The sequence below is a fragment of the Roseibium album genome (assembly GCF_965233825.1).
Lineage (GTDB): Bacteria > Pseudomonadota > Alphaproteobacteria > Rhizobiales > Stappiaceae > Roseibium > Roseibium album.
Genome location: NZ_OZ247583.1, coordinates 412,545 through 437,500, shown reverse-complemented (window position 1 = coordinate 437,500; position 24,956 = coordinate 412,545). Strand labels below are relative to the sequence as shown.

15 protein-coding genes, 2 tRNA genes and 2 rRNA genes are annotated in these 24,956 nt (G+C 51.8%); 12 read left to right on the top strand and 7 right to left on the bottom strand.

What is annotated here, in order from left to right:
- Positions 1-181 precede the first annotated feature (181 nt).
- The 4 genes from ACO6TI_RS02005 (at position 182) to ACO6TI_RS01990 (ending at position 4,344) form a co-directional block, all read left to right on the top strand.
- Positions 182-257: transfer RNA gene (locus ACO6TI_RS02005), tRNA-Ala, on the top strand.
- 558 nt (positions 258-815) lie between these two features.
- Positions 816-3,538: ribosomal RNA gene (locus tag ACO6TI_RS02000) — 23S ribosomal RNA — on the top strand.
- Between the two features lie 259 nt (positions 3,539-3,797).
- Positions 3,798-3,912: ribosomal RNA gene (gene rrf, locus ACO6TI_RS01995) — 5S ribosomal RNA — on the top strand.
- 355 nt (positions 3,913-4,267) lie between these two features.
- Positions 4,268-4,344 (top strand) — tRNA-Met (locus ACO6TI_RS01990).
- Between the two features lie 359 nt (positions 4,345-4,703).
- Here the strand turns inward: ACO6TI_RS01990 and ACO6TI_RS01985 are convergent.
- Positions 4,704-5,894: a cysteine desulfurase family protein gene (locus tag ACO6TI_RS01985; protein ID WP_422384240.1), complete on the bottom strand. Its 1,191-nt coding sequence runs from the start codon at positions 5,892-5,894 to the stop codon at positions 4,704-4,706.
- Positions 5,895-6,036: 142 nt separating this feature from the next.
- On the opposite strand from ACO6TI_RS01985, the gene ACO6TI_RS01980 reads away from it, so the two are divergent.
- The 6 genes from ACO6TI_RS01980 (at position 6,037) to ACO6TI_RS01955 (ending at position 15,697) form a co-directional block, all read left to right on the top strand.
- Positions 6,037-6,987, top strand: a complete 951-nt coding sequence (locus tag ACO6TI_RS01980; protein WP_422384239.1) for a DUF4007 family protein — start codon at positions 6,037-6,039, stop codon at positions 6,985-6,987.
- Positions 6,987-10,370 (top strand): ATP-binding protein, encoded by a 3,384-nt coding sequence (locus tag ACO6TI_RS01975; protein ID WP_422384238.1) that lies wholly within the window; start codon positions 6,987-6,989, stop codon positions 10,368-10,370. The genes ACO6TI_RS01980 and ACO6TI_RS01975 overlap by 1 nt, the downstream gene beginning before the upstream one ends.
- On the top strand, positions 10,367-11,206 hold the full coding sequence (locus ACO6TI_RS01970; protein WP_422384237.1) for a phosphoadenosine phosphosulfate reductase family protein: 840 nt from the start codon (positions 10,367-10,369) through the stop codon (positions 11,204-11,206). The genes ACO6TI_RS01975 and ACO6TI_RS01970 overlap by 4 nt, the downstream gene beginning before the upstream one ends.
- Positions 11,207-11,301: 95 nt before the next feature.
- Entirely contained in the window at positions 11,302-12,930 is a 1,629-nt protein-coding gene (locus ACO6TI_RS01965; RefSeq protein WP_422384236.1) for a DEAD/DEAH box helicase, read from the top strand.
- Positions 12,923-14,773 carry an ATP-binding protein gene (locus tag ACO6TI_RS01960; protein WP_422384235.1) on the top strand — a complete coding sequence of 617 codons (1,851 nt, stop codon included), beginning with the start codon at positions 12,923-12,925 and terminating at the stop codon, positions 14,771-14,773. The genes ACO6TI_RS01965 and ACO6TI_RS01960 overlap by 8 nt, the downstream gene beginning before the upstream one ends.
- A gap of 9 nt (positions 14,774-14,782) precedes the next feature.
- Complete coding sequence (locus tag ACO6TI_RS01955) at positions 14,783-15,697, top strand: phospholipase D family protein (RefSeq protein WP_422384234.1); 915 nt, start codon at positions 14,783-14,785, stop codon at positions 15,695-15,697.
- A gap of 195 nt (positions 15,698-15,892) precedes the next feature.
- Here ACO6TI_RS01955 and ACO6TI_RS01950 read toward each other — a convergent pair.
- Positions 15,893-17,019 (bottom strand): IS3 family transposase gene (locus ACO6TI_RS01950; protein WP_422383432.1). Its coding sequence is split into 2 segments (ribosomal slippage): positions 15,893-16,755 and positions 16,755-17,019, totalling 1,128 coding nucleotides; the frame shifts between segments, so codons are not numbered across the junction.
- Positions 17,020-17,675: 656 nt separating this feature from the next.
- On the bottom strand, positions 17,676-19,268 hold the full coding sequence (locus tag ACO6TI_RS01945) for an aldehyde dehydrogenase (NADP(+)) (RefSeq protein WP_422384233.1): 1,593 nt from the start codon (positions 19,266-19,268) through the stop codon (positions 17,676-17,678).
- 132 nt (positions 19,269-19,400) lie between these two features.
- Here ACO6TI_RS01945 and ACO6TI_RS01940 point away from each other — a divergent pair, with 132 nt between their 5' ends.
- On the top strand, positions 19,401-20,285 hold the full coding sequence (locus ACO6TI_RS01940; RefSeq protein ID WP_196999933.1) for a LysR substrate-binding domain-containing protein: 885 nt from the start codon (positions 19,401-19,403) through the stop codon (positions 20,283-20,285).
- Between the two features lie 134 nt (positions 20,286-20,419).
- Here ACO6TI_RS01940 and ACO6TI_RS01935 read toward each other — a convergent pair whose 3' ends face one another.
- On the bottom strand, positions 20,420-21,169 hold the full coding sequence (locus ACO6TI_RS01935) for a sulfite exporter TauE/SafE family protein (protein ID WP_196901239.1): 750 nt from the start codon (positions 21,167-21,169) through the stop codon (positions 20,420-20,422).
- Between the two features lie 84 nt (positions 21,170-21,253).
- Here ACO6TI_RS01935 and ACO6TI_RS01930 point away from each other — a divergent pair, with 84 nt between their 5' ends.
- Positions 21,254-21,943, top strand: coding sequence for a FadR/GntR family transcriptional regulator (locus tag ACO6TI_RS01930; protein WP_422384232.1), 690 nt, complete (start codon positions 21,254-21,256; stop codon positions 21,941-21,943).
- A gap of 184 nt (positions 21,944-22,127) precedes the next feature.
- Here ACO6TI_RS01930 and ACO6TI_RS01925 read toward each other — a convergent pair whose 3' ends face one another.
- The 3 genes from ACO6TI_RS01925 to ACO6TI_RS01915 are packed head-to-tail and all read right to left on the bottom strand — an operon-like array spanning position 22,128 to position 24,948.
- Positions 22,128-22,754: an HAD family hydrolase gene (locus ACO6TI_RS01925; protein WP_196901237.1), complete on the bottom strand. Its 627-nt coding sequence runs from the start codon at positions 22,752-22,754 to the stop codon at positions 22,128-22,130.
- Complete coding sequence (locus ACO6TI_RS01920) at positions 22,747-23,763, bottom strand: LacI family DNA-binding transcriptional regulator (protein WP_196999935.1); 1,017 nt, start codon at positions 23,761-23,763, stop codon at positions 22,747-22,749. The genes ACO6TI_RS01925 and ACO6TI_RS01920 overlap by 8 nt, the downstream gene beginning before the upstream one ends.
- 21 nt (positions 23,764-23,784) lie before the next feature.
- Complete coding sequence (locus ACO6TI_RS01915) at positions 23,785-24,948, bottom strand: dihydrodipicolinate synthase family protein (RefSeq protein ID WP_422384231.1); 1,164 nt, start codon at positions 24,946-24,948, stop codon at positions 23,785-23,787.
- Between the last annotated feature and the right edge of the window lie 8 nt (positions 24,949-24,956).

Here is a 24,956-nt window from a genome sequence, read left to right as displayed (position 1 = left end):
AGCCCGCCAGGCGTGGCATACGAGGCGCTTTTGAGTAATCACTTATGAAGGTGACGTTTGAGTTTGTCTGTTTTGCGAGGGACTTGTGGTCCGGAGCGAAGCGCAGGCAAGCGCGACCGCGCGCCGCGACAGCCCGAACGCGTGAGCGTGAGGAACAGCGTTGTCGTGTACGAAACAACATGGGGCCATAGCTCAGTTGGGAGAGCGCGTGCTTTGCAAGCATGAGGTCGTCGGTTCGATCCCGTCTGGCTCCACCATTCACTTCGTTCATGGTGTCGCCAGCCGACATTATGATTTGTTTGTCCTCGATCCTTCGGATCTGCGGGCAAACGGGTAAGGCTCCACCATTATTCTTGCGCTAGCGGCTATCGCCTGCTTGAGCGCGTGTTTGGTTCGCCGGGTTGCTTGCTCAGGGTTTGCCTGGAACGGGAGTTCCGGAGCGCAGCGGAGGCTAGAGCCGCAGGCTCGCTCAGCCGTGATTGCAAGGAAATCAAGCTTGTTTTTGAAGAAGAAACCGTTTTGCGATGATTGTTCTGATCATCGCTTGTTCTTGACATCGTTGAAGAGAAGATTTTTTTGATCTCTGTGTTGGCGCTCAAGTGGCGCGAAGCGCGGTAGCGCGGGAAACCAATGCAGGGCTCCACGATTAAGTGGTTTGTCAGCTTGACCGCATGGCAATCAAAGAAATCTCGTGAAACTGGTCTTAATTAATCAATGATCGGTTTGTTTGAAGCTGGCTTGCGCCTGGGTGTAAAAGGTACCCGGGAGTTTTGCTTGTGGATGGCAGGCCATTGATGAGCATTGATAATGAGAGTGATCAAGTGTCTTAAGGGCATTCGGTGGATGCCTTGGCGACAAGAGGCGATGAAGGACGTGATACGCTGCGATAAGCGTCGGGGAGCTGCGAATAAGCTTTGATCCGGCGATTTCCGAATGGGGAAACCCACTCCGTATGGAGTACCCGCAAGGGAGCAAACCCGGGGAACTGAAACATCTAAGTACCCGGAGGAAAGGACATCAACCGAGACTCCGCTAGTAGTGGCGAGCGAACGCGGACCAGGCCAGTGGCTATAGGATAAGAACCGGAACCGTCTGGAAAGTCGGGCCTTAGTGGGTGACAGCCCCTTACGGGTAGAAATTCTTATAGTCCTTGAGTAGGGCGGGACACGTGAAATCCTGTCTGAACATGGGGGGACCACCCTCCAAGCCTAAGTACTCCTTGTCGACCGATAGCGAACAAGTACCGTGAGGGAAAGGTGAAAAGCACCCCGACGAGGGGAGTGAAACAGATCCTGAAACCGGATGCCTACAAACAGTTGGAGGGCGCAAGCCTGACAGCGTACCTTTTGTATAATGGGTCAGCGACTTAATTTAACGAGCAAGCTTAAGCCGATAGGTGTAGGCGTAGCGAAAGCGAGTCTGAACAGGGCGTTTTAGTTCGTTGGATTAGACCCGAAACCGAGTGATCTAGCCATGGCCAGGTTGAAGGTGCGGTAACACGCACTGGAGGACCGAACCCACGCCTGTTGAAAAAGTCGGGGATGAGCTGTGGCTAGGGGTGAAAGGCCAATCAAACTCGGAAATAGCTGGTTCTCCGCGAAATCTATTTAGGTAGAGCGTCGGATGAATACTCTCGGGGGTAGAGCACTGGATGGGCTATGGGGGCTTACCGCCTTACTGATCCTAACCAAACTCCGAATACCGAGAAGTACTATCCGGCAGACACACAGTGGGTGCTAACGTCCATTGTGGAGAGGGAAACAACCCTGACCGCCAGTTAAGGTCCCTAAGTTATGGCTAAGTGGGAAAGGATGTAGGACTCCCAAAACAACCAGGATGTTGGCTTAGAAGCAGCCATCATTTAAAGAAAGCGTAACAGCTCACTGGTCTAAATAAGGGGTCCCGCGCCGAAAATGTACCGGGGCTCAAGCCATACACCGAAACTGCGGGTGCATCTTATGATGCGCGGTAGCGGAGCGTTCTGTAAGTCTGCGAAGGGATACCTGTGAGGGGTCCTGGAGATATCAGAAGTGCGAATGCTGACATGAGTAACGATAAAGCGGGTGAGAGACCCGCTCGCCGAAAGTCCAAGGGTTCCTGCGCAACGCTAATCGGCGCAGGGTTAGCCGGCCCCTAAGGCGAGGCCGAAAGGCGTAGTCGATGGGAATGCAGTTAATATTCTGCAGCTTGGTGGTAGTGACGGATGCAGTGTGTTGTATCTCCTTATTGGATTGGGGGTGCAGCGAATGTGTTCCAGGAAATAGCTCCACTTTATAAACCGTACCCGAAACCGACACAGGTGGACTGGTAGAGAATACCAAGGCGCTTGAGAGAACTATGCTGAAGGAACTCGGCAAAATGCTCCCGTAAGTTCGCGAGAAGGGAGACCTCGGTCCGGGCAACCGGATTGGGGTGGCACAGACCAGGGGGTGGCGACTGTTTATCAAAAACACAGGGCTCTGCGAAGCCGCAAGGCGACGTATAGGGTCTGACGCCTGCCCGGTGCTGGAAGGTTAAGAGGAGGTGTGCAAGCACCGAATTGAAGCCCCAGTAAACGGCGGCCGTAACTATAACGGTCCTAAGGTAGCGAAATTCCTTGTCGGGTAAGTTCCGACCTGCACGAATGGCGTAACGACTTCCCCGCTGTCTCCAGCATAGACTCAGTGAAATTGAATTCCCCGTGAAGATGCGGGGTTCCTGCGGTCAGACGGAAAGACCCCGTGCACCTTTACTACAGCTTCACACTGGTATTCGTCACGACATGTGTAGGATAGGTGGTAGACGTTGAAGCCTTGGCGCCAGCTGAGGTGGAGTCACCCTTGAAATACCACCCTTGTCGTCATGGATATCTAACCGCGGTACAACAATATCCGGGACCGTGTGTGGCGGGTAGTTTGACTGGGGCGGTCGCCTCCCAAATGGTAACGGAGGCGCGCGAAGGTGGGCTCAGAGCGGTCGGAAATCGCTCGTTGAGTGCAATGGCATAAGCCTGCCTGACTGCGAGACTGACAAGTCGAGCAGAGACGAAAGTCGGCCATAGTGATCCGGTGGTCCCTCGTGGAAGGGCCATCGCTCAACGGATAAAAGGTACGCCGGGGATAACAGGCTGATGATGCCCAAGAGTCCATATCGACGGCATTGTTTGGCACCTCGATGTCGACTCATCACATCCTGGGGCTGGAGCAGGTCCCAAGGGTTTGGCTGTTCGCCAATTAAAGTGGTACGTGAGTTGGGTTCAGAACGTCGCGAGACAGTTCGGTCCCTATCTGCCGTGGGTGTAGGAGAATTGAGAGGATCTGTCCCTAGTACGAGAGGACCGGGATGGACGTACCTCTGGTGGACCTGTTGTGGCGCCAGCCGCATTGCAGGGTAGCTATGTACGGAAGGGATAACCGCTGAAAGCATCTAAGCGGGAAACCCACCTCAAAACCAGTTCTCCCTGAAGAGCCGTGGAAGACCACCACGTCGATAGGAAGCGTGTGGAAGTGTGGCAACGCATGAAGCTTAGCTTTACTAATAGCTCGTTTGGCTTGATCCTCTCATTAGTCAATGCTCATCTTTTAAAAGCGCCAAAGGCGCTTTGAAACGATCATTTTAAGTGCACTACCGCCTAGCGGCTACTTGAGTGCGTTTGAAATGATCAAACCAAGACCAGTTTTACCCCTCGTGGAAACACAGTTCGAAGCGCAAGCTTCGCAAGGCCAAGCGGCCGCCGCCCGGTCAGGGCGCGCTCCCGCAGGCCAGCGCTTGAAAAGCGCGGTGCGGCCGTGAGGGAAAAGCAAACTGCGCTTCGCCGGCCTGGTGGCCTCAGCGGGGAGCCCCCACCCGATCCCATCCCGAACTCGGCCGTGAAACTCCCCAGCGCCAATGGTACTGCATCTTAAGGTGTGGGAGAGTAGGTCGTCGCCAGGCCTGCAAAACGCAGTTTGACATTTTTAGTGCGCTACCGCCTATCGGCTGCTTGAGCGCGCATCTCTTCAACATAGCGCTCACGGCCGCATCGGGCTTCGCCCTGGCCTCCCAAATCCAGGTTTTTTGGGGCGGCCAAAAGTGGCCGGCGCGCACTTGCGCTTGCCTTCGCTGCGCTTCGGAACTCTTGTCCCTTAACAGCGCAGCATCCAAGGCAACAAAATTCCAGGGCATGCCCCAGATGGAGCAGCCCACGCGACGCCCGCAGATCCGAAAGGATCGAGGACGCGCTAAACAAAAATGACCGGGCAAACAAAGCCCTCGCCGGAAACTTCGGTTCCCGAGCACACAAAAATAACGCGGGATGGAGCAGTCCGGTAGCTCGTCAGGCTCATAACCTGAAGGTCGCAGGTTCAAATCCTGCTCCCGCAACCAAATACGCCAAAGGCCGTCCAACAGGGCGGTCTTTGGCGTATCTGGACAGTGGATACAGGCGAGAACCTCTCCGGGCCCCATCAAGGAGGGCAAAGACCGACGCAGAAGGGCAAAAAAACACCAAATCCTGATCCCGCAAACAAATATATCAAGGGCTTAGTCACAAGGCTAAGCCCTTTTTCTTTGCGCTGGCTACAAAATGGCTACACTCACGCCCAACTTTTTTTGATAAAAAACAATTGTTCTCAACAAAAATCATAAAGGCCACTGTAGCCAGGTGTAGCCAGAACCAACTGGTGTGTGGTTCCTGAACTTAAGATCGCTAGCTACAAATTTGCTTGGTTCATCAGAAATGTCAGTCAACCAACGTCGCGAATTGTCTCAAACTGGTCTATGGCATTTGAAATTAGTTCAATCGCAATCTCAACTTCTCCTTCGTTGGAAAACCGTCCAAGGCAAAACCTAACGGACGACGATGCCTCATTTTGTGACAGACCTATACCGCGCAAAACATGTGAAGGCTCAGGTATTCCTGAAGTGCATGCAGATCCTGTCGAAGCTGCTAGTCTAGGCTGGAGAACAGCCAAAATGTCTTCCCCGTTTATACCGGGGAAACAAATATTGGCATTGCCAGAATGACGTATCTGATAATCAGGGCCATTGAGCCTAATTGACGGATAGGCGCTAGTAAGGCCTTCAACAAGCCGGTTCCTCAAATTCGAAATTCTTGTTCGATTGATTTGTTGTAAATCGTCGTCGCCAGCGATCCGCGCGGCATGGCCCATGCCAACACATAGGGCCGTCGAAAGGGTGCCCGGTCTGATACCGTCTTGTTGCCCCCCGCCTTGTATCAGAGGCTTGATAAAGGGCTGTATTTCTCGTGCTATGCGGATAGCGCCAATACCTTGAGGGCCATACATTTTATGCGCCGATAGACTTATGAGATCTGTGTGTTCTGAAAATTTTTGAAGAGAGAAGATGCCGGGTGCTTGTGCCGCATCCCAATGCATCAATACGCCAAAAGAGCGGGCTATATCAGATACTCTATCGATTTCTTGAATTGTACCAATTTCAGAGTTTACTGCGCTGAAAGAACAAATAAGTACATCTTCGTTCAAATTCTGAAATAATTGATCCAATAGAATTCGACCATTATTATCAACAGGCGTAAATACAGTTTCGAATCCTTCGTCTTCGAGGGAGCGGCAGATATTTATGGTAGATTTATGCTCAATTTCTGTCGTTACTATTTTTCGTTTGTTTGACGTATGTCCTCTTGCGAGACCTGCAATTGCGATGTTGTTAGATTCAGTTGCGCCAGAAGTGAAAAATACTTCATCAAGGTCGCAGCCAATCAGCGTTGCAATTGATCCAGCTGCGGTTTCTACAGCCTTGGCAGCGGACCAGCCAATGGCGTGACTTGTTGAATGTGGGTTGCCAAAGTTTTCCTTAAAAAAAGGCAGCATTTCCTCAAAGATCAATGGATCTAATGGAGTGCTTGCATTGTTGTCAAAATAGATTGGTTTGATATTACTCTTATAAGTCAACATGTTATGAGAGACACCTAGTAAGCGTTCATTATTTGGTAGTGCGACATGCCTTCTGGGGGATGCCTCCAGATCCGCGTTGACGATAACATAAATGGTGGCTTAAGATCGACCTGGATGTACCCTCCAGGAAGACAATTTTCTTATGCTCAATCCATTGCAACAGCCTGACTATCACCCTTCCTTCTCAGGTCATGAAACATTTCCGCTCAGATATGGCTGGTTAAAAAAATCTTATGATGAAGTGAAGCGTACACAGTTAAAAATTAAGAATAAATCTATTTTTATTAGCGAAGACTCTATCGCGCGTTTTGGTGTTGGGAAGAATATGGTTACCTCGATGCGTCATTGGTCATCATTTTCGGACGTGATTACTGATCGATCAGATGGGCAGGGTTTTAGTACAACTGAGTTGGGGGACTTGATCTTCTCGGAGGAGGGTTGTGACCCATTTATGGAAACCCCTTCGACTCTTTGGCTCATACATTGGAAACTCGCTGGAAGAGAGGCGAAGACCACTTGGTTTTGGGCGTTTAATATATTTTCAGGGCAGTTTTTCGAACGAGAAACACTCGTAGGTGGTTTAGGCAAGCTTGCCAATCACCAAGGGTGGTCCCGAGTAGCTGCTGCAACATTGAAGCGCGACGTAGAATGCTTTGTAAGAACCTACGTTGCGCGACCTTTAGCTTCTAACGTTGCGCATGATGATGCCCTGGAGTCTCCACTGGCCGAATTAGGGTTGATAAAGGCAGTTGGGAAACGTGATGGGTTTCGGTTTGTTCGCGGACCAAAGCCGACTTTGGGGCAGGGGGTGTTTGCATATGCTCTTCTGGAGTTCTGGGACAAAGTGTCTTCATCGAACTCGTTGTCATTTGAAATGATAGCTCAGGCGCCGGGGTCTCCGGGGCGCGTGTTTTTGCTCGATGAAAATGACGTAGCTGATAGATTGATTGATATTGAAACCGTTACAGGCGGCTTGTTGAAATGGTCGGAAACAGCCGGGTTAAAGCAAGTCCTTCGTCGCCCTGGAGTAGGTTCGGTTGACGCGCTAAAGCTGGTTCAATTTGATTATCGGTCTCAAGTGGAGGCCGCATAATGAGCCTTAAAAACTCCATCAAGGTGGTCCGCCGCTTTCAGCGTTCTATTCGTATTGATGCCGATGTTGGGCAAAGCGATGCGCTCGATGGCTTTATTTGTCCGAAGTCTTCCGCCGATGTGCTTGTCGGCATGGCTCAACATGCGCGTGAAACACTGCATACGGCGTTCACCTGGACAGGGCCTTATGGGAGCGGGAAATCAAGTCTCGTCATCGCTCTTAGCGCGTTGTTGGGGAGAGATGAGACACTTCACAGAAAAGCTGTGCGCGCATTGGGTGCGCATGTAAAGAAAGAAATACTTCGAGCATTCCCAAGGGAGGAAACTGGCTGTGTAACTGTTCCCGTTGTTGGGCGTCGAGACGATCCGGTTGCAGTCATTGGAGAAGCGCTTACTTCTTCAGGATTGATTTCTGGTAGTCATGACGGAGCTTGGACGGAAGCCACTTTACTTGCGGAGCTGAAAGGTGCCTATCAAGACAATCGTATTGTCATTTTCATTGACGAAATGGGGAAATTTTTAGAAGGAGCTGCCTTACGCGGCTCCGATATTTACCTGTTTCAACAACTTGCTGAGCTTGCTTCCCGAAGCGATGGTCGTCTGGTTGTAGTTGGTATTCTGCACCAGGCATTTGACGAGTATGCTCATCGCTTAAGTCGGGAAATGCGCGACGAGTGGTCCAAAATTCAGGGCCGCTATATCGACTTGCCAGTTAATGTCGCAGGTGAGGAGCAGATTGAGCTCCTTTCACGGGCGATAGAAAGTGATCATAACCCGAAAAGCCCAGGAAAACTCGCAACTATTGTTGCGAATGAAATTCGAAAGAACCGCCCGGCGGTATCGTCAGAGCTGGATCAAAACATAGAGCTATGTTGGCCGCTACATCCCGTTGTTGCAAGTATGCTCGGCCCAATTTCACGAAGGCGTTTTGGGCAAAACCAGAGAAGCGTTTTTGGTTTTCTAAACTCTGCTGAACCGTTCGGATTCCAAGAGTTTCTTTCGTCCATCAACTCGGAAGAGTTGTTTGGAGCTGATCGGCTTTGGGACTACTTGAAGGCCAATTTGGAGCCGTCCATCCTAGCCTCTCCTGACGGTCATAGGTGGGCAATAGCGATGGAAGCTATTGAACGCTGCGAAGTCATTGGGGGTGAGCAAATCCACCAACAGCTTCTAAAAACAATAGCACTCATCGACCTGTTCAAGGATCGGTCAGGACTTGTGCCAAGCAAATCCGTTTTGGAGGCGGCCTATCCTGAATACAGCGCTAACCAAATTGAAAGAGCACTTGGGCAACTTAGTCATTGGTCTTTCATTGTTTATCGAAAATTTTCAAGCTCGTACGCGGTTTTCGCCGGCAGCGATTTTGACATCGAAACAGCGGTAAAAAACGCGCTCGAAGATATTCGGGAGATTGATTTTTCCCATTTGCAGCAACTCGCTGGCATTCAACCAATTTTGGCGAAACGTCACTATCATGAAACGGGCACGTTGCGTTGGTTTGATGTTTCGTTCGCTTCCGTCAGTGAGACACCTAATGTCGCAATTGAGTACGCACCAAAGCGTGGCGCAATTGGTTTGTTTCTCCTTGCAATCCCCACCAATGGAGAAACCGAAGAGGTTGCTGGACAGGTTTGCAGAGAAGCAGCGCGAAATGCTGAGACGAGCGATATTGTAGTAGGGCTTTCTCACCGAGGCTGGGTGATAACGGATTTAGCGCGAGAAGTTCTTGCGCTTGAACAGGTGCGAGACGATAGTCCAGAGCTTGCCGGTGATGCCGTTGCTCGAAGGGAAATTCAGGGGCGTATTGCCTCCCTTCAGGGCCAACTCGAGATGGAGCTGCAAGGTGCGCTGGACAATGCAATTTGGTACGTCAAGCACCGCTCTCCCAAGAGGCAGGTGCATTCCCAGCTTAATATTCTTGCTTCAGAACTTGCATCAAAACGGTTTCCCGATGCTCCGATCATTCACAACGAGTTGCTAAACCGAACTAAACCATCCAGTAATGCCATTGCGGCTCAGAATGCATTGCTACGTTTGATGGTAATAAACGAAGGCTCGCCACGCCTTGGTATAGAAGGATACCCAGCAGAAGGTGGATTATTTGCATCCCTGTTGGAGGCATCAAATCTGTATGCTGAAGGACCAAATGGATGGTTTTTCCGACAAGCCGACGAGCTTGATGACGATACAAACAATTTAGGCCCTCTCTGGCACGCAGCAAAGAAGAGCCTTGAAGAAAATCGTGATCGAGCAATGAACCTTTCCGAAATTTATGACATTTGGCGCTCTGAGCCATTTGGTGTGAAAGATGGCCTGCTTCCGGTACTTGCCGTAGCCTTCATATTGTCGTGCCGCAATTCGGTGGCGTTTTATCGCTTGGGGATATTCCAGGCTCGTTTCAGAGATCTTGACACTGAATACCTCGCTCGAGACCCATCGGAAGTTCAATTGCGATGGATGGATCTGACAGAATTCTCACGACGCTTGCTTTCCGGCATGGCAGATGTTGTTCGTGAATTGGATGAAGCTAACCAGCTGACAGATCTGACGCCGATTGACGTTGCAAGAGGCCTTATTTCTATTCACGATGGACTAAAGCCCTGGGTAAAGAGAACAAACAGACTTTCTGCAAATGCCACGCACATTCGCGGGCTATTCAAACACGCAAATGATCCAAACAAGCTGCTGTTTAACGATATCCCATCATCGTTGCGACGACAGGATGGCAGCGTAGATGAAGAATCATTTGAGGCATTAATCGGTGAAATTCGCGGTGGGTTGAAGGAGCTGATTGAGGCGTACCCGGCAATGCTCCGGCGCGTGATGGATTCCCTACTTTCCGAGCTTCTCGTGCCAAATGCATCTCCTCAAGCACTTGCCGAACTTCGATCTCGGGCTGAAAACATTAAGCAACTTTCCGGCGACTTCCAGCTTGATGCATTTATTGGGCGAATTTCAACCTTCCAAGGTTTGCAAAGTGACGTGGAAGGGTTGTTGAGCCTAGCCGCAAACAAGCCTCTTAGAGATTGGGTTGATCCTGATCTTGATCGAGCCTCCGTAGAGCTTGCTGATCTTGCTCAGCGGTTCCTGCGCGCCGAAACATTCGCGCGAGTTAAAGGCAGGGCTGATAAACGTCACGCGATGGCCGTCGTCGTGGGAATTAATGGGCATCCCACACCACTAGTTAGTGAGTTTCATATTTCAGACGAACACAAAAACGCCGTTGATAAGCTGGTCGTTGATATTCAGAAGACGCTTTCGTCGGCCAAAGGCCTGAAACGAGAAGTTCTCTTGGCTGCACTGGCAGAAACAAGTGCGGCACTCATGACACAAGAAGATAAAACGAAGCGCAACAAGCGCAAAGCCGGAAGAGGCACCTCGTGACGCAGAATTTGACTAAACATGTGTTGGGGCTTTCTGGTGGGAAAGATAGCGCCGCATTGGCGGTTTATATGCGGCAGCACCATCCCGAAATTGAAATCGACTATTTTTTTACGGATACAGGCAAAGAACTCCCGGAGGTCTATGAATTTTTGAATCGCTTAGAGGGATTTCTGGGGAAGCCCATAATCTCTCTGAACCCTGATAGGGATTTTGATTTTTGGCTGAAGCAATACAAAAGCTTTCTTCCTTCAGCTCAAACACGTTGGTGCACCCGCCAACTGAAGCTGCGGCCATTTGAACACTGGATTCAAAAGTTTTTGGACGAAGGAATGGAGGCTATTAGCTATGTCGCGATACGAGCTGATGAACAGTATCGTGAAGGCTATTCCTCAAATAAGGACAAATTGAAGATTAGTCTTCCGTTTATGGAAGCAGGCATCGATAAAATCGGGGTGATGGAACTGTTAGACAGTTCCGGGCTGGGACTGCCGAAATACTATAACTGGCGTTCGCGCAGTGGGTGCACATTCTGTTTCTTCCAACAGAAAATCGAATGGGTTCGCTTGATGGAGCACCATCCGCAGGCGTTTGAAGAAGCAAAAGCTTATGAGAAAACCGCAGTCGAATCCGGTTCACCTTTCACATGGAGTCAAGGGGAGAGCCTCGAGGATTTGGCGAAGCCTGAGAGAATTGCCCAAATCAAGGCAAATCATGAAGCTCGTGTTGCGCGCCAAAAAGCCAATGCTCAATCAAATCCGCTGCGCCCAGATGATGAGCCAATCGATATAGATACACTATATGGTCAATCAAAAATTTGTTTAACCTGCCATAAATAGCTCTCAAAACGGCTACGCCTAGCTCAACGCACTCCCCATATTGCAACTAACCATTGAATCTGCCTAGACTTCGTTCCCGTGTAGAATCGCCACGCATGGAAAATGAGTTGGGACCAGGGCAAAATCTAGCCGAGTTAGTAACTCGCATAAATCGCGACGATCTTTCAAAAATCATCGGCGAGGACGTAATTGACACCCTTGAGGTGGTGGCGGAGAAGGAAAATCACTTAGCCGTCATACGCGATCTGACGATTGCGTCTCTTAGAAATACGCCTGAAGAACTGTTTACGCGTGCAGATGTTCGCAAATTGATCTACGAGGCGATGTCGCACGAAAAACTTCGCGAATTAGCCAACAGACTGGAAATTGCCCCCAATACGGTTCAGTCTATCGATCCGACACGGAATAGAAGCATATGGAAAGGCTACCTAGGCTTTTTTGGTCTTGATGCCCGAGAAATTGCCCCCTTCCAATCGGAGTTACCCGTACAAGAAGTTGGCGTCCAGTTTGGTCTGTTTCCTCATCAAAGGAATGCGGCACAACGTGTGTGGCGAAAACTAGATGGCGATCATAGCCGGGTCGTGCTTCACATGCCGACAGGAGCGGGAAAAACGCGAACGGCAATCCACGTTCTATGCAGGTTTTTGACGTCTCGGGAGCCCGGAGTTGTTATTTGGCTTGCGGCGACTAGAGAGCTGTTGGACCAGGCTGCCGATGCATTTACCGTTGCATGGCCTGTTTTGGGAAATCGTGAAGTCTCGTTGGTACGCCTTTGGGGTGACTACAATGGTGACTTCAAAGAACTGAGTGATGGCATTGTCATTGCTGGTCTGCAAAAATTTAATGCCTTCGCCGATAAAAACGCCTTGGATCTTTTGCGACTTGGTTCGAGAACGAAGCTTGTAATTGTTGATGAAGCCCATCAGGCAATTGCGCCGACTTACGCCAGTCTCATCAACAAGCTTGTTGAAACGGGCTCTTTTCATAGCCTTTTAGGGTTGACGGCCACTCCGGGCAGAACGTGGTCGGACATTGCTCAGGATGAAAAGCTGTCGGATTTTTTCGACGGCAACAAGGTGATGCTTGAGGTCGATGGGTGGGACAATCCTGTCGAATACCTAATGGCTGAGGGTTATCTCGCTAAACCGCATTTTACAACGATTACCTACTCGCCTTCGCACGAATTATCTGAGTGCTTAAGTCGGGTGCCAATGGACGCCGAAGAACTCGATGACAGTGCATTAGACCGTCTTGGTGAAGAAGTTCCAAGAAATAAGGCGATAATTGAAGAGGTACAGCGGCTTATTGAAAACGGACATTTTCGAATAATTCTTTTCGCCGCGTCGGTGAGGCATGCCCAAATAATTTCGGCTGCATTATTTGCTCTAGGTATTGATGCGCCTGTCGTCACGGGCACTACGAATATTGGTTATAGACGCAGAATCATCAATAGTTTCAAATCAAATGCGAAGCCTCCAATTGTGCTATGCAACTATGGGGTACTTACAACTGGGTTTGATGCGCCTAACACCAGCGCTGCAATTATCGCTCGGCCGACCAAATCTCTTGTCCTGTATAGCCAAATGGTTGGAAGGGCAACGAGAGGAATAAAGGCCAAAGGCAATGAAACATGCGAAATAAGTACGGTTGTAGACGTTAATTTGCCAGGCTTTGGCGACATGGCCGAAGCGTTTACAAATTGGGAGGATGTTTGGGATGGCTGATGTTGCACCGGTAACGGAAAATGCTCAAGCCGATAGCGATCCGCACGTCATTCCGGCAAAGCTGGCCATTACTGCCATGCGGGACTCTGGTTATAAAAATACCGCATATGCTTTAGCTGAATTGATCGACAATGCCCAGCAAGCCAACGCTACTGCCATCGAAGTCTTGTGCTTGGAGAAACGTGAGCGTGTAAGAGAGCGTGAGCGGTCAAGAATTCATGAAATTGCTGTTTTAGACAACGGCGATGGGATGGATGCTCAGACTTTAAGAATGGCGTTGCAGTTTGGCAATGGAACTAGGCTAAATGACCGGACCGGCATTGGGCGCTTCGGCATGGGGTTGCCAAACGCTTCCATCTCTCAAGCCTGTCGCTTGGATGTTTGGAGTTGGCAAAACGGTCCCGACAATGCGCTTCACACATACATTGATGTGCGTGAGATCGAAGCTGCTAACATGCAATTAGTGCCGGAGCCAACACATAATCCTGTGCCAGATGAATGGCGAGAAATCGCAGAGCAAGTCGGGGCTTCAGGTACGCTCGTTGTTTGGTCCGCAGTTGAGATTGGGCGTCTTACTTGGAAAACGGCCAAGTCAACCTTGGAAAATACTGAGCAACTTGTAGGGCGAATTTATCGTCGGTTTATCGGAGAAGGCAAACTTTCGATCAGACTGTACGCTGCCGAAGGGAATAACACCCTCTATGACAAAAAAGCGGACTTGGTAGACCCTCTTTATTTGCTTCCTTCCGTCACAGTCCCCGAGCCTTTTACAAACAAACCCATGTTTGAAGTTGTCTTTCCAGATGAGCATGAAATTGAATATCAAGGAGAGGTGCACAAGGTCAAAACCTTGTATTCTGTGGCAAAAAAAGAAACCTACAATGCAGCGGGAATTGCTGATCGCGGTAAGACCAAATATGGCGTGCATGCTCGAAAGAATATCGGAATTTCGGTGGTACGCGCTGGCCGTGAACTTATGCTCGATCAGGGCTGGTGCATAGGTTACGACCCTCGTGAACGTTGGTGGGGCGCTGAAGTGGAATTTCCACCTGCGCTTGATGAACTATTTGGAGTTACCAACAACAAGCAGGCAGCTACACACTTTTCCGAGCTAGCCACTTTGGAATGGCAAGACCTCGCACACGAGGGTGAAGAGCTAACAGATGTAATTCGCCGATTAAAGGAAGATGGAGACCCACGAGGCTGGCTTCTTCGATTAGCGGAAGACATCAAAAAAAATCTTAAGCAGCTTCGTGAAGTTTTGAAGAGTCAAGGGAAGGACCGGAGATCCACCAAGAAAGATCGGCACGATAAGCCCGACGATCTAACTGAGGCAGTGAACAAAAGCTGGAAGGATAGGTCAGAGGAGAAACCGATTGACGGGGAAGAGCAAAGCGTTACCCCGGAACAAGAAAAAGAAATTGCTTCAGATCTAGTCGAGAACAAAAACTACTCCGACCAAGAAGCCGAAGATATTGTTAAGCTTATTAAGGAATCTGACCTCAAGATGGTCTTTCTTGAAGCAGATTTCCCTGACCCATATCAGCTGTTTAATGTGGAAGCTAAAGGTAGCGTCACTGAGGTAACGTTTAACTGCAAACATCCAGCGTTTGACGACATATTTGGTACAATAAATGCGGTTGATGAGGATATTGCAGATCTTTCGCAGGAAGAGCTGATAGAGCGGCTTACACGGGCAGTTAACGCATCAAAAATCGTCTTCGCAGCTTGGGCACGTTATGAGCGGGAAGCGAGTGTAGATCGAGCAAAGGCACTTCAGAAAGTGCGCCTTGAATGGGGCCAAATAGCTTCGGCTTTTCTCGCTCCTGAACCTGATTTGTGAGCCTCATAAATGATCCTTCACGGTGAAAGGGTGAAAGAACTAGTTGCGACGGCCCAAAATGAGGTGCTGCTTTGCGCGCCATTTATCAAAGCGCAGGCACTTCAAGTTGTCTTGTCTGCAATCCAATCATCTGTACATGTTCGAGTGGTGACCCGCTGGCGACCTGAGGAGGTGGCAGCGGGAGTTTCCGACCTGGAAGTATTCGAAATAATTGGCGATAGAGCGCATGCAAAGCTTGAGCTACTTGATGATTTACATGCAAAAATTATTCTTGCAGACGAACGCTGCCTGATCGGATCAGCAAATATTACGGCGGCGGCTCTGGGGTGGAGCAAAAAACCAAATGTCGAGTTTCTAACTGAGCTCGGGATTCGCAATAACGACGTTCAGTCGTTGCTTGAACGTCTAAATTCAGCACAGCCTGCGACCTTTCGGCTGAAGTCTGAGATCGCAGAATTAGCCAAGGCTCTTGCAATCCCGAAAGTGCTTGATGAAGGCAAGATATCTGAAGAAGAACTTGAAGCAGCGGCTAACCCATGGCTTCCAAAATGTGCCGCTCCCGAACACCTTTTTGAAGTCTATACAAATGAAAATGCAAATATAGTTGTTGCGGGAACACGTGAGAATGCACTGGAAGATCTGCGTGACATAAGCCCCCCTCCAAATTTGTCTGAGGAAGACTTTAGGACTTTCGTGGCGACATCTATCGCTGAGTTTCCCGCTGTTGTTCGGTTTTTGGAGCGAGTATCAAGCAAACTAACTGATCATGATGCAATCGAAGTTATGCGGGAAATCCGGCCTACTTGGGAGGAGAGGGATCTCAGCAAACAGTGGGAAATTGTGCGTGATTGGATACGCATTTTTTTTGCAGACAAATTTGAAGTCGCGCCTGAAAGTTTCGTGGTGCGAATGAAAAAGAAATAGGAATTTCAAAGCCGTTCATTGATCAATCAGGGAAAGGCACAGGTCGCAAACGTCTAACGACTCCACCAGTTACGCTCTCGTTTAGCGTAACCGCTTTTGTCTAGAACCTTATTCAATCTCTCCGTTGTATTTTTGATTGTATTTTGTGCGCTTGTATCTTGTGATCAGCCCCACTTGAGTGGTCCGTTTTGATTGTTATTGCAAGACTGGGCTTTGGTCCATCCGGACGATGGTTTCTGGTGCCGGTGGTCGGTAGCCCAAGGCGCTATGTGGACGCTTGGTATTGTAATGTTTCCTCCATTGTTCAATCAGGATTTGTGCTTCCTTCAAGCTGTAGAAGATTTCACCATTGAGTAGCTCATCTCGGAGGCGGGCGTTGAAGCTCTCGCAGTATCCGTTTTCCCATGGCGAACCTGGTTCGATGTATGCGGTCTTTGCACCCACAGCGTTGATCCAGTCCCTGACTGCCTGAGCAATGAACTCCGGCCCATTGTCTGATCTGATGTAGGCTGGAACACCTCGAAGGATGAAGAGATCCGTCAGCACGTCAATCACCTCGGTAGAATTCAGCTTTCGCTTCACCCGGATTGCGAGGCACTCTCGGGTAGACTCGTCCAGGATGTTCAGCGTCCGGAATGTCTTTCCATCATTGGTTCGGCAATGCACGAAGTCATAGCTCCAGACATGGTCAGGATACTCTGGTCGCAACCGGACACATGATCCGTCGTTCAGCCAGAGCCGCCCTCTCTTCGGTTGTTTCATTGGCACTTTCAGCCCCTCTCGTCGCCACAGCCGCTCGACGCGCTTGTCATTCACATGCCAACCAGCATCTCTGAGCAGAGCTGCAATGCGCCTGTAACCGTAACGGCCATACTCACGGGCGAGTGCGATCATATCCGCCACAAGACATTCTTCGTCAGCACGCCCTGCTGGACGTTTCCTCTGCGTGGACCGGTGCTGACCCAGAACACGACAGGTTCGGCGCTCTGACACGCCGAGATGCTGACGAATGTGATTGATGCAGGCGCGACGACGGGCGGGGCTCAAAAGTTTCCCTTTGCGGCCTCTGACAAGATCAACTTGTCCAGGGTCAGATCGGATACCGCCTTGCGCAGCCGCTCGTTCTCTTTCTGAAGGCGTTTGAGTTCTTTCAGTTGGTCGGTTCCCATCCCACCATACTGATTTCGCCACCGGTAATACGTCTGCTCGGTGATACGAACCTGCCGGATAGCATCAATACGCGGCATTCCTTGGCCGACAAGGACTTCAACCTGTCGCAACTTCGAGACAATTTCTTCTGGCTTGTGGCGTTTCGTAGCCATTTTGATCCTCCGTTTTCCTAAACATAACGGCGGACCACTTCAAAGGGGGAGGATCACAGGCGCTTTTGCGTTCTTTTCTTTGAATGGTTGCCAATATTTTACCCTTACATTTTTTGCCTAACCTGAAGTCCAAAACTAGCTCTGGCTACAAATTGGCTACAGTTGGCTACAAACATCTCCAATAAGCTACAATCATTCCCAATAGGAAAGTTGCATGTAATGCATTGAATATACTATAATAATGATATGGGGGCTTTTGAAAATTATTGAAGTGCTTCGGGCCCCATCAAGGAGGGCAAAGACCGACGCAGAAGGGCAAAAAAACACCAAATCCTGATCCCGCAAACAAATAAAGCCTGCCGAGAAATCGGACGGGCTTTTTTGTTGCACCCGACAAGGACCCGGACCTTGCAAAACGCGACCAAAAGGCCAGGTTCACGACAAGCGCCTAGACCCAAAGCGCAACGCGAAAGCAAAATCCCGATCCCGCAAACAAACAAAGCCCGCCGAGAAATCGGACGGGCTTTTTTTTGGATCCGACAAAACAAATCCACCCGAGCAGTGACCAGACCCGACGCAGCAGACTAAAAGTCGCAAAGCTAACCACACTCAAATGGGTGGATCTTGCAGTGTCGGGCCGGAAGACCGGTGTCAAATCAGATTGGATCTGACGACCAGTTTCCGTCGACAAGCCTGCGGACACCCAGGGGATTGGCGTTTTTGAGTTCTTCAGGCAGCAATGCATCCGGAGTGTTCTGGTAACAAAGCGGGCGAACGAACCGATCGATGGCGCGCTCGCCGACTGATGTCGACTGCACATTTGTGCTGGAAGGATATGGGCCTCCATGCGACATGCCGGCGCAAACTTCAACACCTGTGCCATAACCGTTGAAGATTAAACGTCCGACCTTTTTCTGCATAACTGCTGCGATTGCAATACTCATTTCACTGTCGGATTCTTCGGCAAATATCGAACCGGTCAGATGACCATGGAAACTGCCGGCAACCTGCAGCATCTCGCTGTCAGTGTCGCAGAGGATCATCAGTGTCGACGGCCCGAAGATTTCTTCCTGCAGATGCGGGTCGCCCAGATATTCCTTTGCAGAGACGGCCATCAGCACAGGTGCAGCATCATTCCCGGATGCATCCATACCTGTAGACAGAACGGACACGCTCTGCTCACTCTCACGGTGGGAATTTCCTTTTCGAAAACTCGCGCATATCGCGGAAGTCAACATCGTTTGCGGAATTTGCTGCGAAACCAGCTCTGAAGCGTTTTTGATGAATGTTTCCGTTGCCGCATTTTTTCGCGCGACAAGGATACCCGGATTTGTGCAAAATTGACCGGCGCCGAGGGTCATCGCACCTACGAACGCCTGGACAATCGATTCGCCATTTGACGCGAGTGCCTCCTCCAATAGGAACACCGGATTGGTAGAACCAAGTTCTCCGAAAAACGGGATCGGGTCGGGGCGCCCTGTTGCAACATCAAACAGTGCTCGGCCACCGGACACGGAGCCTGTAAAGCCTCCGGCCTTGATGCCCGGATGCTGCACGAGCGCTGTGCCTACAGTCCGTCCCGGACCGTGTAACATTGCAAAGGTTCCCGACGGAACACCCGTTTGCCTGATGGCGGCAAGAATGCAGCCTGCGACCAGTTCGGAAGTTCCCGGATGAGCGGAATGCGCCTTGACGATAACCGGACAACCCGCGGCAAGAGCGGAGGCCGTGTCACCACCCGCAGTCGAAAAAGCCAGCGGGAAGTTACTCGCTGCGAATACAACGACCGGACCGAGCGGCACCTGCGTCAGGCGAATGTCCGGTTTCGGCAAGGGCTGGCGTGCAGGATCGGCAGTATCGATCACAACTCGTTTCCAGTCGCCACGTTTCAACAGATTGGCAAACATCCGCAGCTGTCCGGTCGTGCGGCCAAGTTCTCCACGGAGCCGCGCTTCCGGTAAGCCGGTCTCCAGAATACCGCGTTCGACAATAGGGTCGCTGGCATGTTCCATGGCTGTGGCGATTGCCTCAAGAAAGGTGGCGCGTTTGGCGGCAGGCAGTACCGAATAGGACCGGAAAGCCTCCGTGGCCGCGCTCACTGCCAGATCAATGTCCTCTGGAGAGGCATTGGCAAACTCCGTCGGCAGTTGCGTGTTGTCGGCGGGGTTGACTGCCGTGAAAGCTTCATGCGGCAAGGAAGAAGCGAGCCAACTTCCATTGATCAATAGATTTCCAGTCAGACTTGTCATGTTCAATCTCGGTCATGTTTAGAGTTTGGCTCATGAAGCCTAGGCCACGGGACATTGCCTGACAAAAGACGATTTTTGAGATACAGATGAGGATATACTCATCTAACCAGAACCAATTCCATTCACAGCGCCATGGCCTATCCTTCACTCAACAGCTTGCGTACGTTTGAAACGGCAGCGCGTTTACTGAGCTTCAACAAGGCCGCAGACGAGCTGTGCATCAGTCCTTCTGCCGTCAGTCATCAGATCCGCCAGCTTGAGAACACGCTCGGCGTCAAACTGTTTGCGCGGGTCGAGCGCGGTGTCACGTTGACGTCGAGAGGTGAGTTCTACTTCATGAATGTTCAGCAAGGCGTCCGGATTCTGCTTCGTGCGACGGATCTGCTGATGGATCCAAAGCGAAGCCGAACGATCAAGATGTCAGTCGTGCCGTTTTTTGCCACTCGCTGGCTGATGCCGCGGCTTGAGCGATTTCAGTCTCTCTTCGCCGACTGGGAACTGGCGATTCAAACCAGTACCCAGAAATCCGACTTTGAAGCGGAAGATCTGGATTTTGTCATCCGCAGGGGCAAGGGCAGTTGGCCGAACCTGGTGTCGCGTTTGCTCATGAACGAAAATCTGACGCCGTTCTGTGCGCCGCTTCTGGCCGGTTCAATTTTAGACCTGAATGACCTCAAGACTGCGCCACTTCTCTATAACTCGCAGGTTCCGACAGAATGGAGCGAGTTTTTTGCAAGTGTTGACGAGCCGTTCGATGCTCCGGCCGCACGCCTTGAATTTCAGAATACGTCTCAAATTCTCGATGCCTGCATAGCAGGTGCAGGCATTGCCCTGATGGATCCCGCTTTGATCGCAGCGGAGTTGCCCGACGGGCGCATCACCCCGGCTCTCGACATAACCGTTGCCAGTTACCGCCAGTACTATCTGGTGTTTCCGGAAAATCACGCCGACCGTCAAGCCGTCGATATTTTTTTGAAATGGGTCGACGCAGAGCTTCTCGCACAGGCCACTCAATAACGTCACTGCCGTGAGGATATGCCATACCCTGGTGATGAATTCCAAATTCCGCCTCCGGCAGGCCCAAACTTTCAGCTGCGCAAGACTGTTTCGATGTTCAAGGGCAAGCGCACTGACCGGAACGGCGATCTGCTTTAGCGCAGGAAGAATGCCAGGGTCATGATCGTTCCGACTGTGGTCACAAAGTGATGGAGAAGATCGGTTCTGACGATTTTGAGACTGACCCGAGCACCCGCATAGCCGCCGAGAGTTGCGCTCGCAGCCATGATCAAAGCCTGTTCCCAGGCAATCAAACCTGCGGTGATGAATGTGAGGGCGGACACAAGTGACAGTATGACGGACAGGAGGTTTTTCAAGCCGTTCATTCCGTGCAGGTTTTCGTAACCCAGCAGGCCAAAGGTTGCGAGCAGCATGATCCCGAGGCCGCCGTTAAAATATCCGCCATAGATCGATACACAGATGATTGCGAAGATCGAAAAAAATGTTCCCGGATTTCCCATACCACGTATGCGCATCCAACGGAGCAACGCGGGTCCGACTGCAAAGAGTACCGTCGCGATCATCAGGAACCAGGGTACGATCCACAAAAAGGCCTCCCCTGGCGTGACAACCAGCAAAAGCGCTCCAAGGACACTTCCCACTGATGCGACGCCGATGATTACCGTCAGCTTCAGACTGCCTTCAGGGTGCATGTCTCTTCTGAATGCCCATGCACTGCCGAGATACCCCGGCAAGGCACTCAATGTAGCTGTCGCGTTGGCGCTGATCGGCGGAATGCCCGCGTAAAGAAGCGCGGGCAGGCTCAGGAATGTTCCGCCACCTGCGACGGCGTTCAAGAGGCCGGCCGCAAAACCGGCTGTAAACAGGAATGCAATTTCAAACACGTTCAGTCCCCATTCTGCATGAAGCGGAACTTGTCTTGCACATTGACAAAATGGTCTACAAATTGGTTTGAAAAGGAGAGGCCGATGTCCAGAAAATCAAGCGAATCCGTTTTGACCGAACTTCGGCAACTTCTTGCCGACCTCGCTCCCGATGCAGGTGACAGGTTGCCTGCCGAGCGGGTCTTGTCGATGCGCCTCGGCTGCAGCCGTGAAACGCTTCGAAAAGGGCTCTCCGACCTGGAGAAAGAAGGGGAAATCTGGCGCAATGTCGGGCAAGGTACCTTTCGCGGCGCGCGGCCTCGACATCTGCCTGTCCGGGATACATTGCTGCTGGAAGGCGCAACACCACCTGATCTGATGCGTGCCCGAATTCTGCTTGAGCCGCAAGTTGCTGCCGAGGCCGCCCGCCGCGCGGATGCGGCGGATGTTGCCATATTACGCAAACTGGTTGCGGAAGGACGCAAGGCCGCGGACAGAACCGCATGCGAACAAATAGATGATGCGTTTCATCGCACGGTGGCACTGGTGTCGCGAAACCCTATCCTGATCGGATTTCTGACTTATCTTTCCGGCGCGCGCCGCCGGGCTGCCTGGCAAAAGGAATGGGATCGCACTTATCGTCGTCTGGGCGCTGATGAATTCCGAACTGCCCATGGCGACCAGCACGAAAACATCGTGAACTTTGTTGCATCCGCTGACGCAATCTCAGCTTCCAGTGCCATGGCTGATCACCTGGAGACGGTTGAAGCCGCCATGTCTCCAGGCAGATCGTAAGTGTTTCTTTTCAATAGTATTTCGCCCCTGGTGCGATTGGTCGACCGACGAACGACGTGAGATCCATCTTCCGCAAATTGAGTAGCTCTCCAGCCAACGTGAGCGCTTCTCTCCCGGTCATGTCGAATAGTAAACGCGTGTTGACCGGGCAAAAGGCATAATAAGCGACGCGATGTTGCGCCTTTCAGATGAGACCGTTCACGTCAATAACTGACATGCCCGCATTGCCTGCTGCCTGCAGGCCTTGAGGACTGTCTTCAAAGACCAGGCAGAACCGGGATGTCACACCCAGACGTTCAGCTGCCTCCAGAAAAAGGTCCGGTGCGGGTTTGGCGTTGTTGACATCATCGATCGTCACGACGGTATCGAACAGCTGGAGCAAACCAGCAGCATCCAGTGATGCGCGGACGATTTCTCTCGGGCCACCCGAGGCGACCGCCATCGGTTTCAGGCCGTGGAACCTGCGAGCGACCGAAGCTACCTCCTGTATTTCCCGGACGGACGGCATGTCCTGGAGCAGAGCAGTCCGCAGGTCCTGGACCGTTCGCTCGCGGTCGAGTTTTACGTTGTGCTCCTGCTCGTAGGCGTCCATCAACACGTGTTCGGACATACCGGCGCGCAGGTGATACCAGGCGAGCTCCATGTCCAGCCCGGCATTCCGGAAGGCTTTCCGCCAGCCCTTGCCATAGAGATCAGGAGTCTTGACCAGCGTTCCGTCGCAATCGAAAATCAGGGCCCTGGCGCTGTGAAGGAGTGCCTCAAATTTTCCCGTATCGGGTGATGACAACGCGCCCTCAGGACAATCACTCATGATCAGGCCCGACACTCGACTGACGTTCGATCAGATTGACATCGTAGTGCTTGACGTCCGGCGGGCGTATATCGTCCACGATCCAGGTGAGCATGGCCTGTGCAGCACTTTGCCCGAAGAGTTCCGTGTCACACCTTATGGAACTGAGCCGCGGATAAACGAGTGAACTTTCTTCGATATCGTCAAAGCCGACGAGCCGAAAGTCCTCGCCAACCTTCACACCCGCCTCGGCAAAGCCGGAAAGCATGCCGAGTGCAACGAGATCACTGAAGCAGATCGAAGCTTCGATTTCCGGATGTTCAGAAGCTATTGTAAGCGCCATTTCCCGGCCGAATGCCCGGGAAGGCCGGCCATGGAATGTTGTGGTGGAATATCCAAGGGCGGTCATGACCGTACGATAGCCAGACATTCTTTCATTTGTGATCGGCCGGTCTTTCAAACCGCCGACAAAGGCAATTTTCCGGCAACCCAGGTCGATCAGGTGGTGTGTCGCCATCTCGCCGCCTGCAGCATAGTTGTGCGTGGCGAAGGGGAACAGACCCGTTCGATTGTCGACCTGACGGAGCACCTGCATTGTCGGTATGCCGGCGTGCTCTATCCGGTCAAAGGCATTGTCGCCGCCGCCATAGGCAGGTGAAATGACAAAGGCCGATACACCGTGCTCGATCATCGTTCCGATGACTTGTGCCTGATTGCCGGGGTCTTCGTCTGTGTTGGCAATGACTGTCGAATACCCCTTTCGGGCAAATTCCATCTGCGCGCTTGCAGCAAATTCGGTGAAGAAAGGGTTGCGCAAATCGTTGATGATGAGGCCGATCAGTCCGGAGGCGGCACCGCGCAAACCGGCTGCGGAGCGGTTATAGACGTAGCCGAGGTCACTGATGGCCCTGTTTACATCTTCGCGCGTCGACTGCCTGACCGACGGAGAGTTCTGCAGGACAAGCGAGACGGTCGATTTCGATACACCTGCCTTGTCCGCAACATCCAGTATCGTCGGTCTCTTTTTCATTCGCGCCCACCCCGGCCGTGCTCAATCAATGCCGTGCAGCTTCAAAAGCAGTTTCATCCGCTCAACGGCTTTGTCCGGCTTTGACAACAAACGTGCGCGGTCCGCAAGCCTGAAGACTTCCGCATAGTGCGTGATTTCCCGGGAAGACTGAAATCCGCCCGGCATGATGAAGTGGCTTTGCGCGTCATTCAGCCAGGCGAGAAACGCTATCCCGGCCTTGTAGAACTGGGTCGGGGCCTTGAAGATTTCCCGGCTCAACGGAACCGTCGGGCCGAGCAGCGCATGATAGGTTTCACGGTCGTCCTGCGCCAGGGCTTCAAGGGCCTGGCTGGCGGCAGGCGCGATGGCGGCAAAGGCGCCAAGCAAGGCATGGGAGTAGCGTTTGCCGTCGCCTTCGATCAATTCCGCATAGTTGAAATCGTCGCCGGTATAAAGGTGGACGCCTTCCGGTAGACGCCTGCGCAGATTTTCCTCATAGGATTTTTCAAGCAGCGAGATCTTGATGCCGTCGACCTTGTCCCGATGGGCCCCGATGATCGAAAGCACCGTTTCCATGGCGGTGCCGACATCTGCAGATCCCCAATAACCCTTCAGCTTCGGGTCGAACATGTCTCCGAGCCAGTGGAGGATCACGGGCGCTGAAACCTGTTCGAGCAGCCGACCATAGACAACCGCGTAGTCCTCGGCATTTGCACCGATTGCCGGAAACGCCTGAGAGGCCATCAGGATCACCTGTCCGCCCGCCGCCTCGATCGCTTCCATCTGTTCTGAGTAAGCGGAAATGATGTCGTCTGTTGTCTTGTAAGCGTCCCTCGGGTTTTGATCCGTCCCCGCGCCGCACGCAACACGTGGTTTCAGCGGATGCGCCCGGGCGTCGCGCATGGTGCGTTCGATCAATTCCTTCGCCGTCGGCCAGTCGACCCCCATGCCACGTTGCGCGGTGTCCATCGCTTCGGCAAGGCCGAGGCCCTGGTCCCAGAGCCAGTGGCGAAACCGCAAGGAATTATCCCAGTCGACAGCCGGAGGTCCGAGCCAGGGATCCCGCTCTTTCAGGGGTGAAGAGACAACATGCGCTGCTGCAAAGGCGGTTCGGGTCAGAGGTACGCGCGGGGCCCGGGGGATGAGGGCATCCCCGGCGAGGCGGTATTCCTCAAGCCTGTTGTCGCGCGTGGGAAGGGTCAGCATCGGCTACT

Bases quoted from the DNA above. Each gene is read 5' to 3' on its own strand.
- ACO6TI_RS01940 (WP_196999933.1), top strand. From the start codon at position 19,401: ATGGCCTATCCTTCACTCAACAGCTTGCGTACGTTTGAAACGGCAGCG.
- ACO6TI_RS01960 (WP_422384235.1), top strand. From the start codon at position 12,923: ATGGCTGATGTTGCACCGGTAACGGAAAATGCTCAAGCCGATAGCGAT.
- ACO6TI_RS01945 (WP_422384233.1), bottom strand. From the start codon at position 19,268: ATGACAAGTCTGACTGGAAATCTATTGATCAATGGAAGTTGGCTCGCT.
- ACO6TI_RS01920 (WP_196999935.1), bottom strand. From the start codon at position 23,763: ATGAAAAAGAGACCGACGATACTGGATGTTGCGGACAAGGCAGGTGTA.
- ACO6TI_RS01975 (WP_422384238.1), top strand. From the start codon at position 6,987: ATGAGCCTTAAAAACTCCATCAAGGTGGTCCGCCGCTTTCAGCGTTCT.
- ACO6TI_RS01965 (WP_422384236.1), top strand. From the start codon at position 11,302: ATGGAAAATGAGTTGGGACCAGGGCAAAATCTAGCCGAGTTAGTAACT.
- ACO6TI_RS01985 (WP_422384240.1), bottom strand. From the start codon at position 5,894: ATGTTGACTTATAAGAGTAATATCAAACCAATCTATTTTGACAACAAT.
- ACO6TI_RS01955 (WP_422384234.1), top strand. From the start codon at position 14,783: ATGATCCTTCACGGTGAAAGGGTGAAAGAACTAGTTGCGACGGCCCAA.
- ACO6TI_RS01915 (WP_422384231.1), bottom strand. From the start codon at position 24,948: ATGCTGACCCTTCCCACGCGCGACAACAGGCTTGAGGAATACCGCCTC.
- ACO6TI_RS01980 (WP_422384239.1), top strand. From the start codon at position 6,037: ATGCTCAATCCATTGCAACAGCCTGACTATCACCCTTCCTTCTCAGGT.
- ACO6TI_RS01930 (WP_422384232.1), top strand. From the start codon at position 21,254: ATGTCCAGAAAATCAAGCGAATCCGTTTTGACCGAACTTCGGCAACTT.
- ACO6TI_RS01925 (WP_196901237.1), bottom strand. From the start codon at position 22,754: ATGAGTGATTGTCCTGAGGGCGCGTTGTCATCACCCGATACGGGAAAA.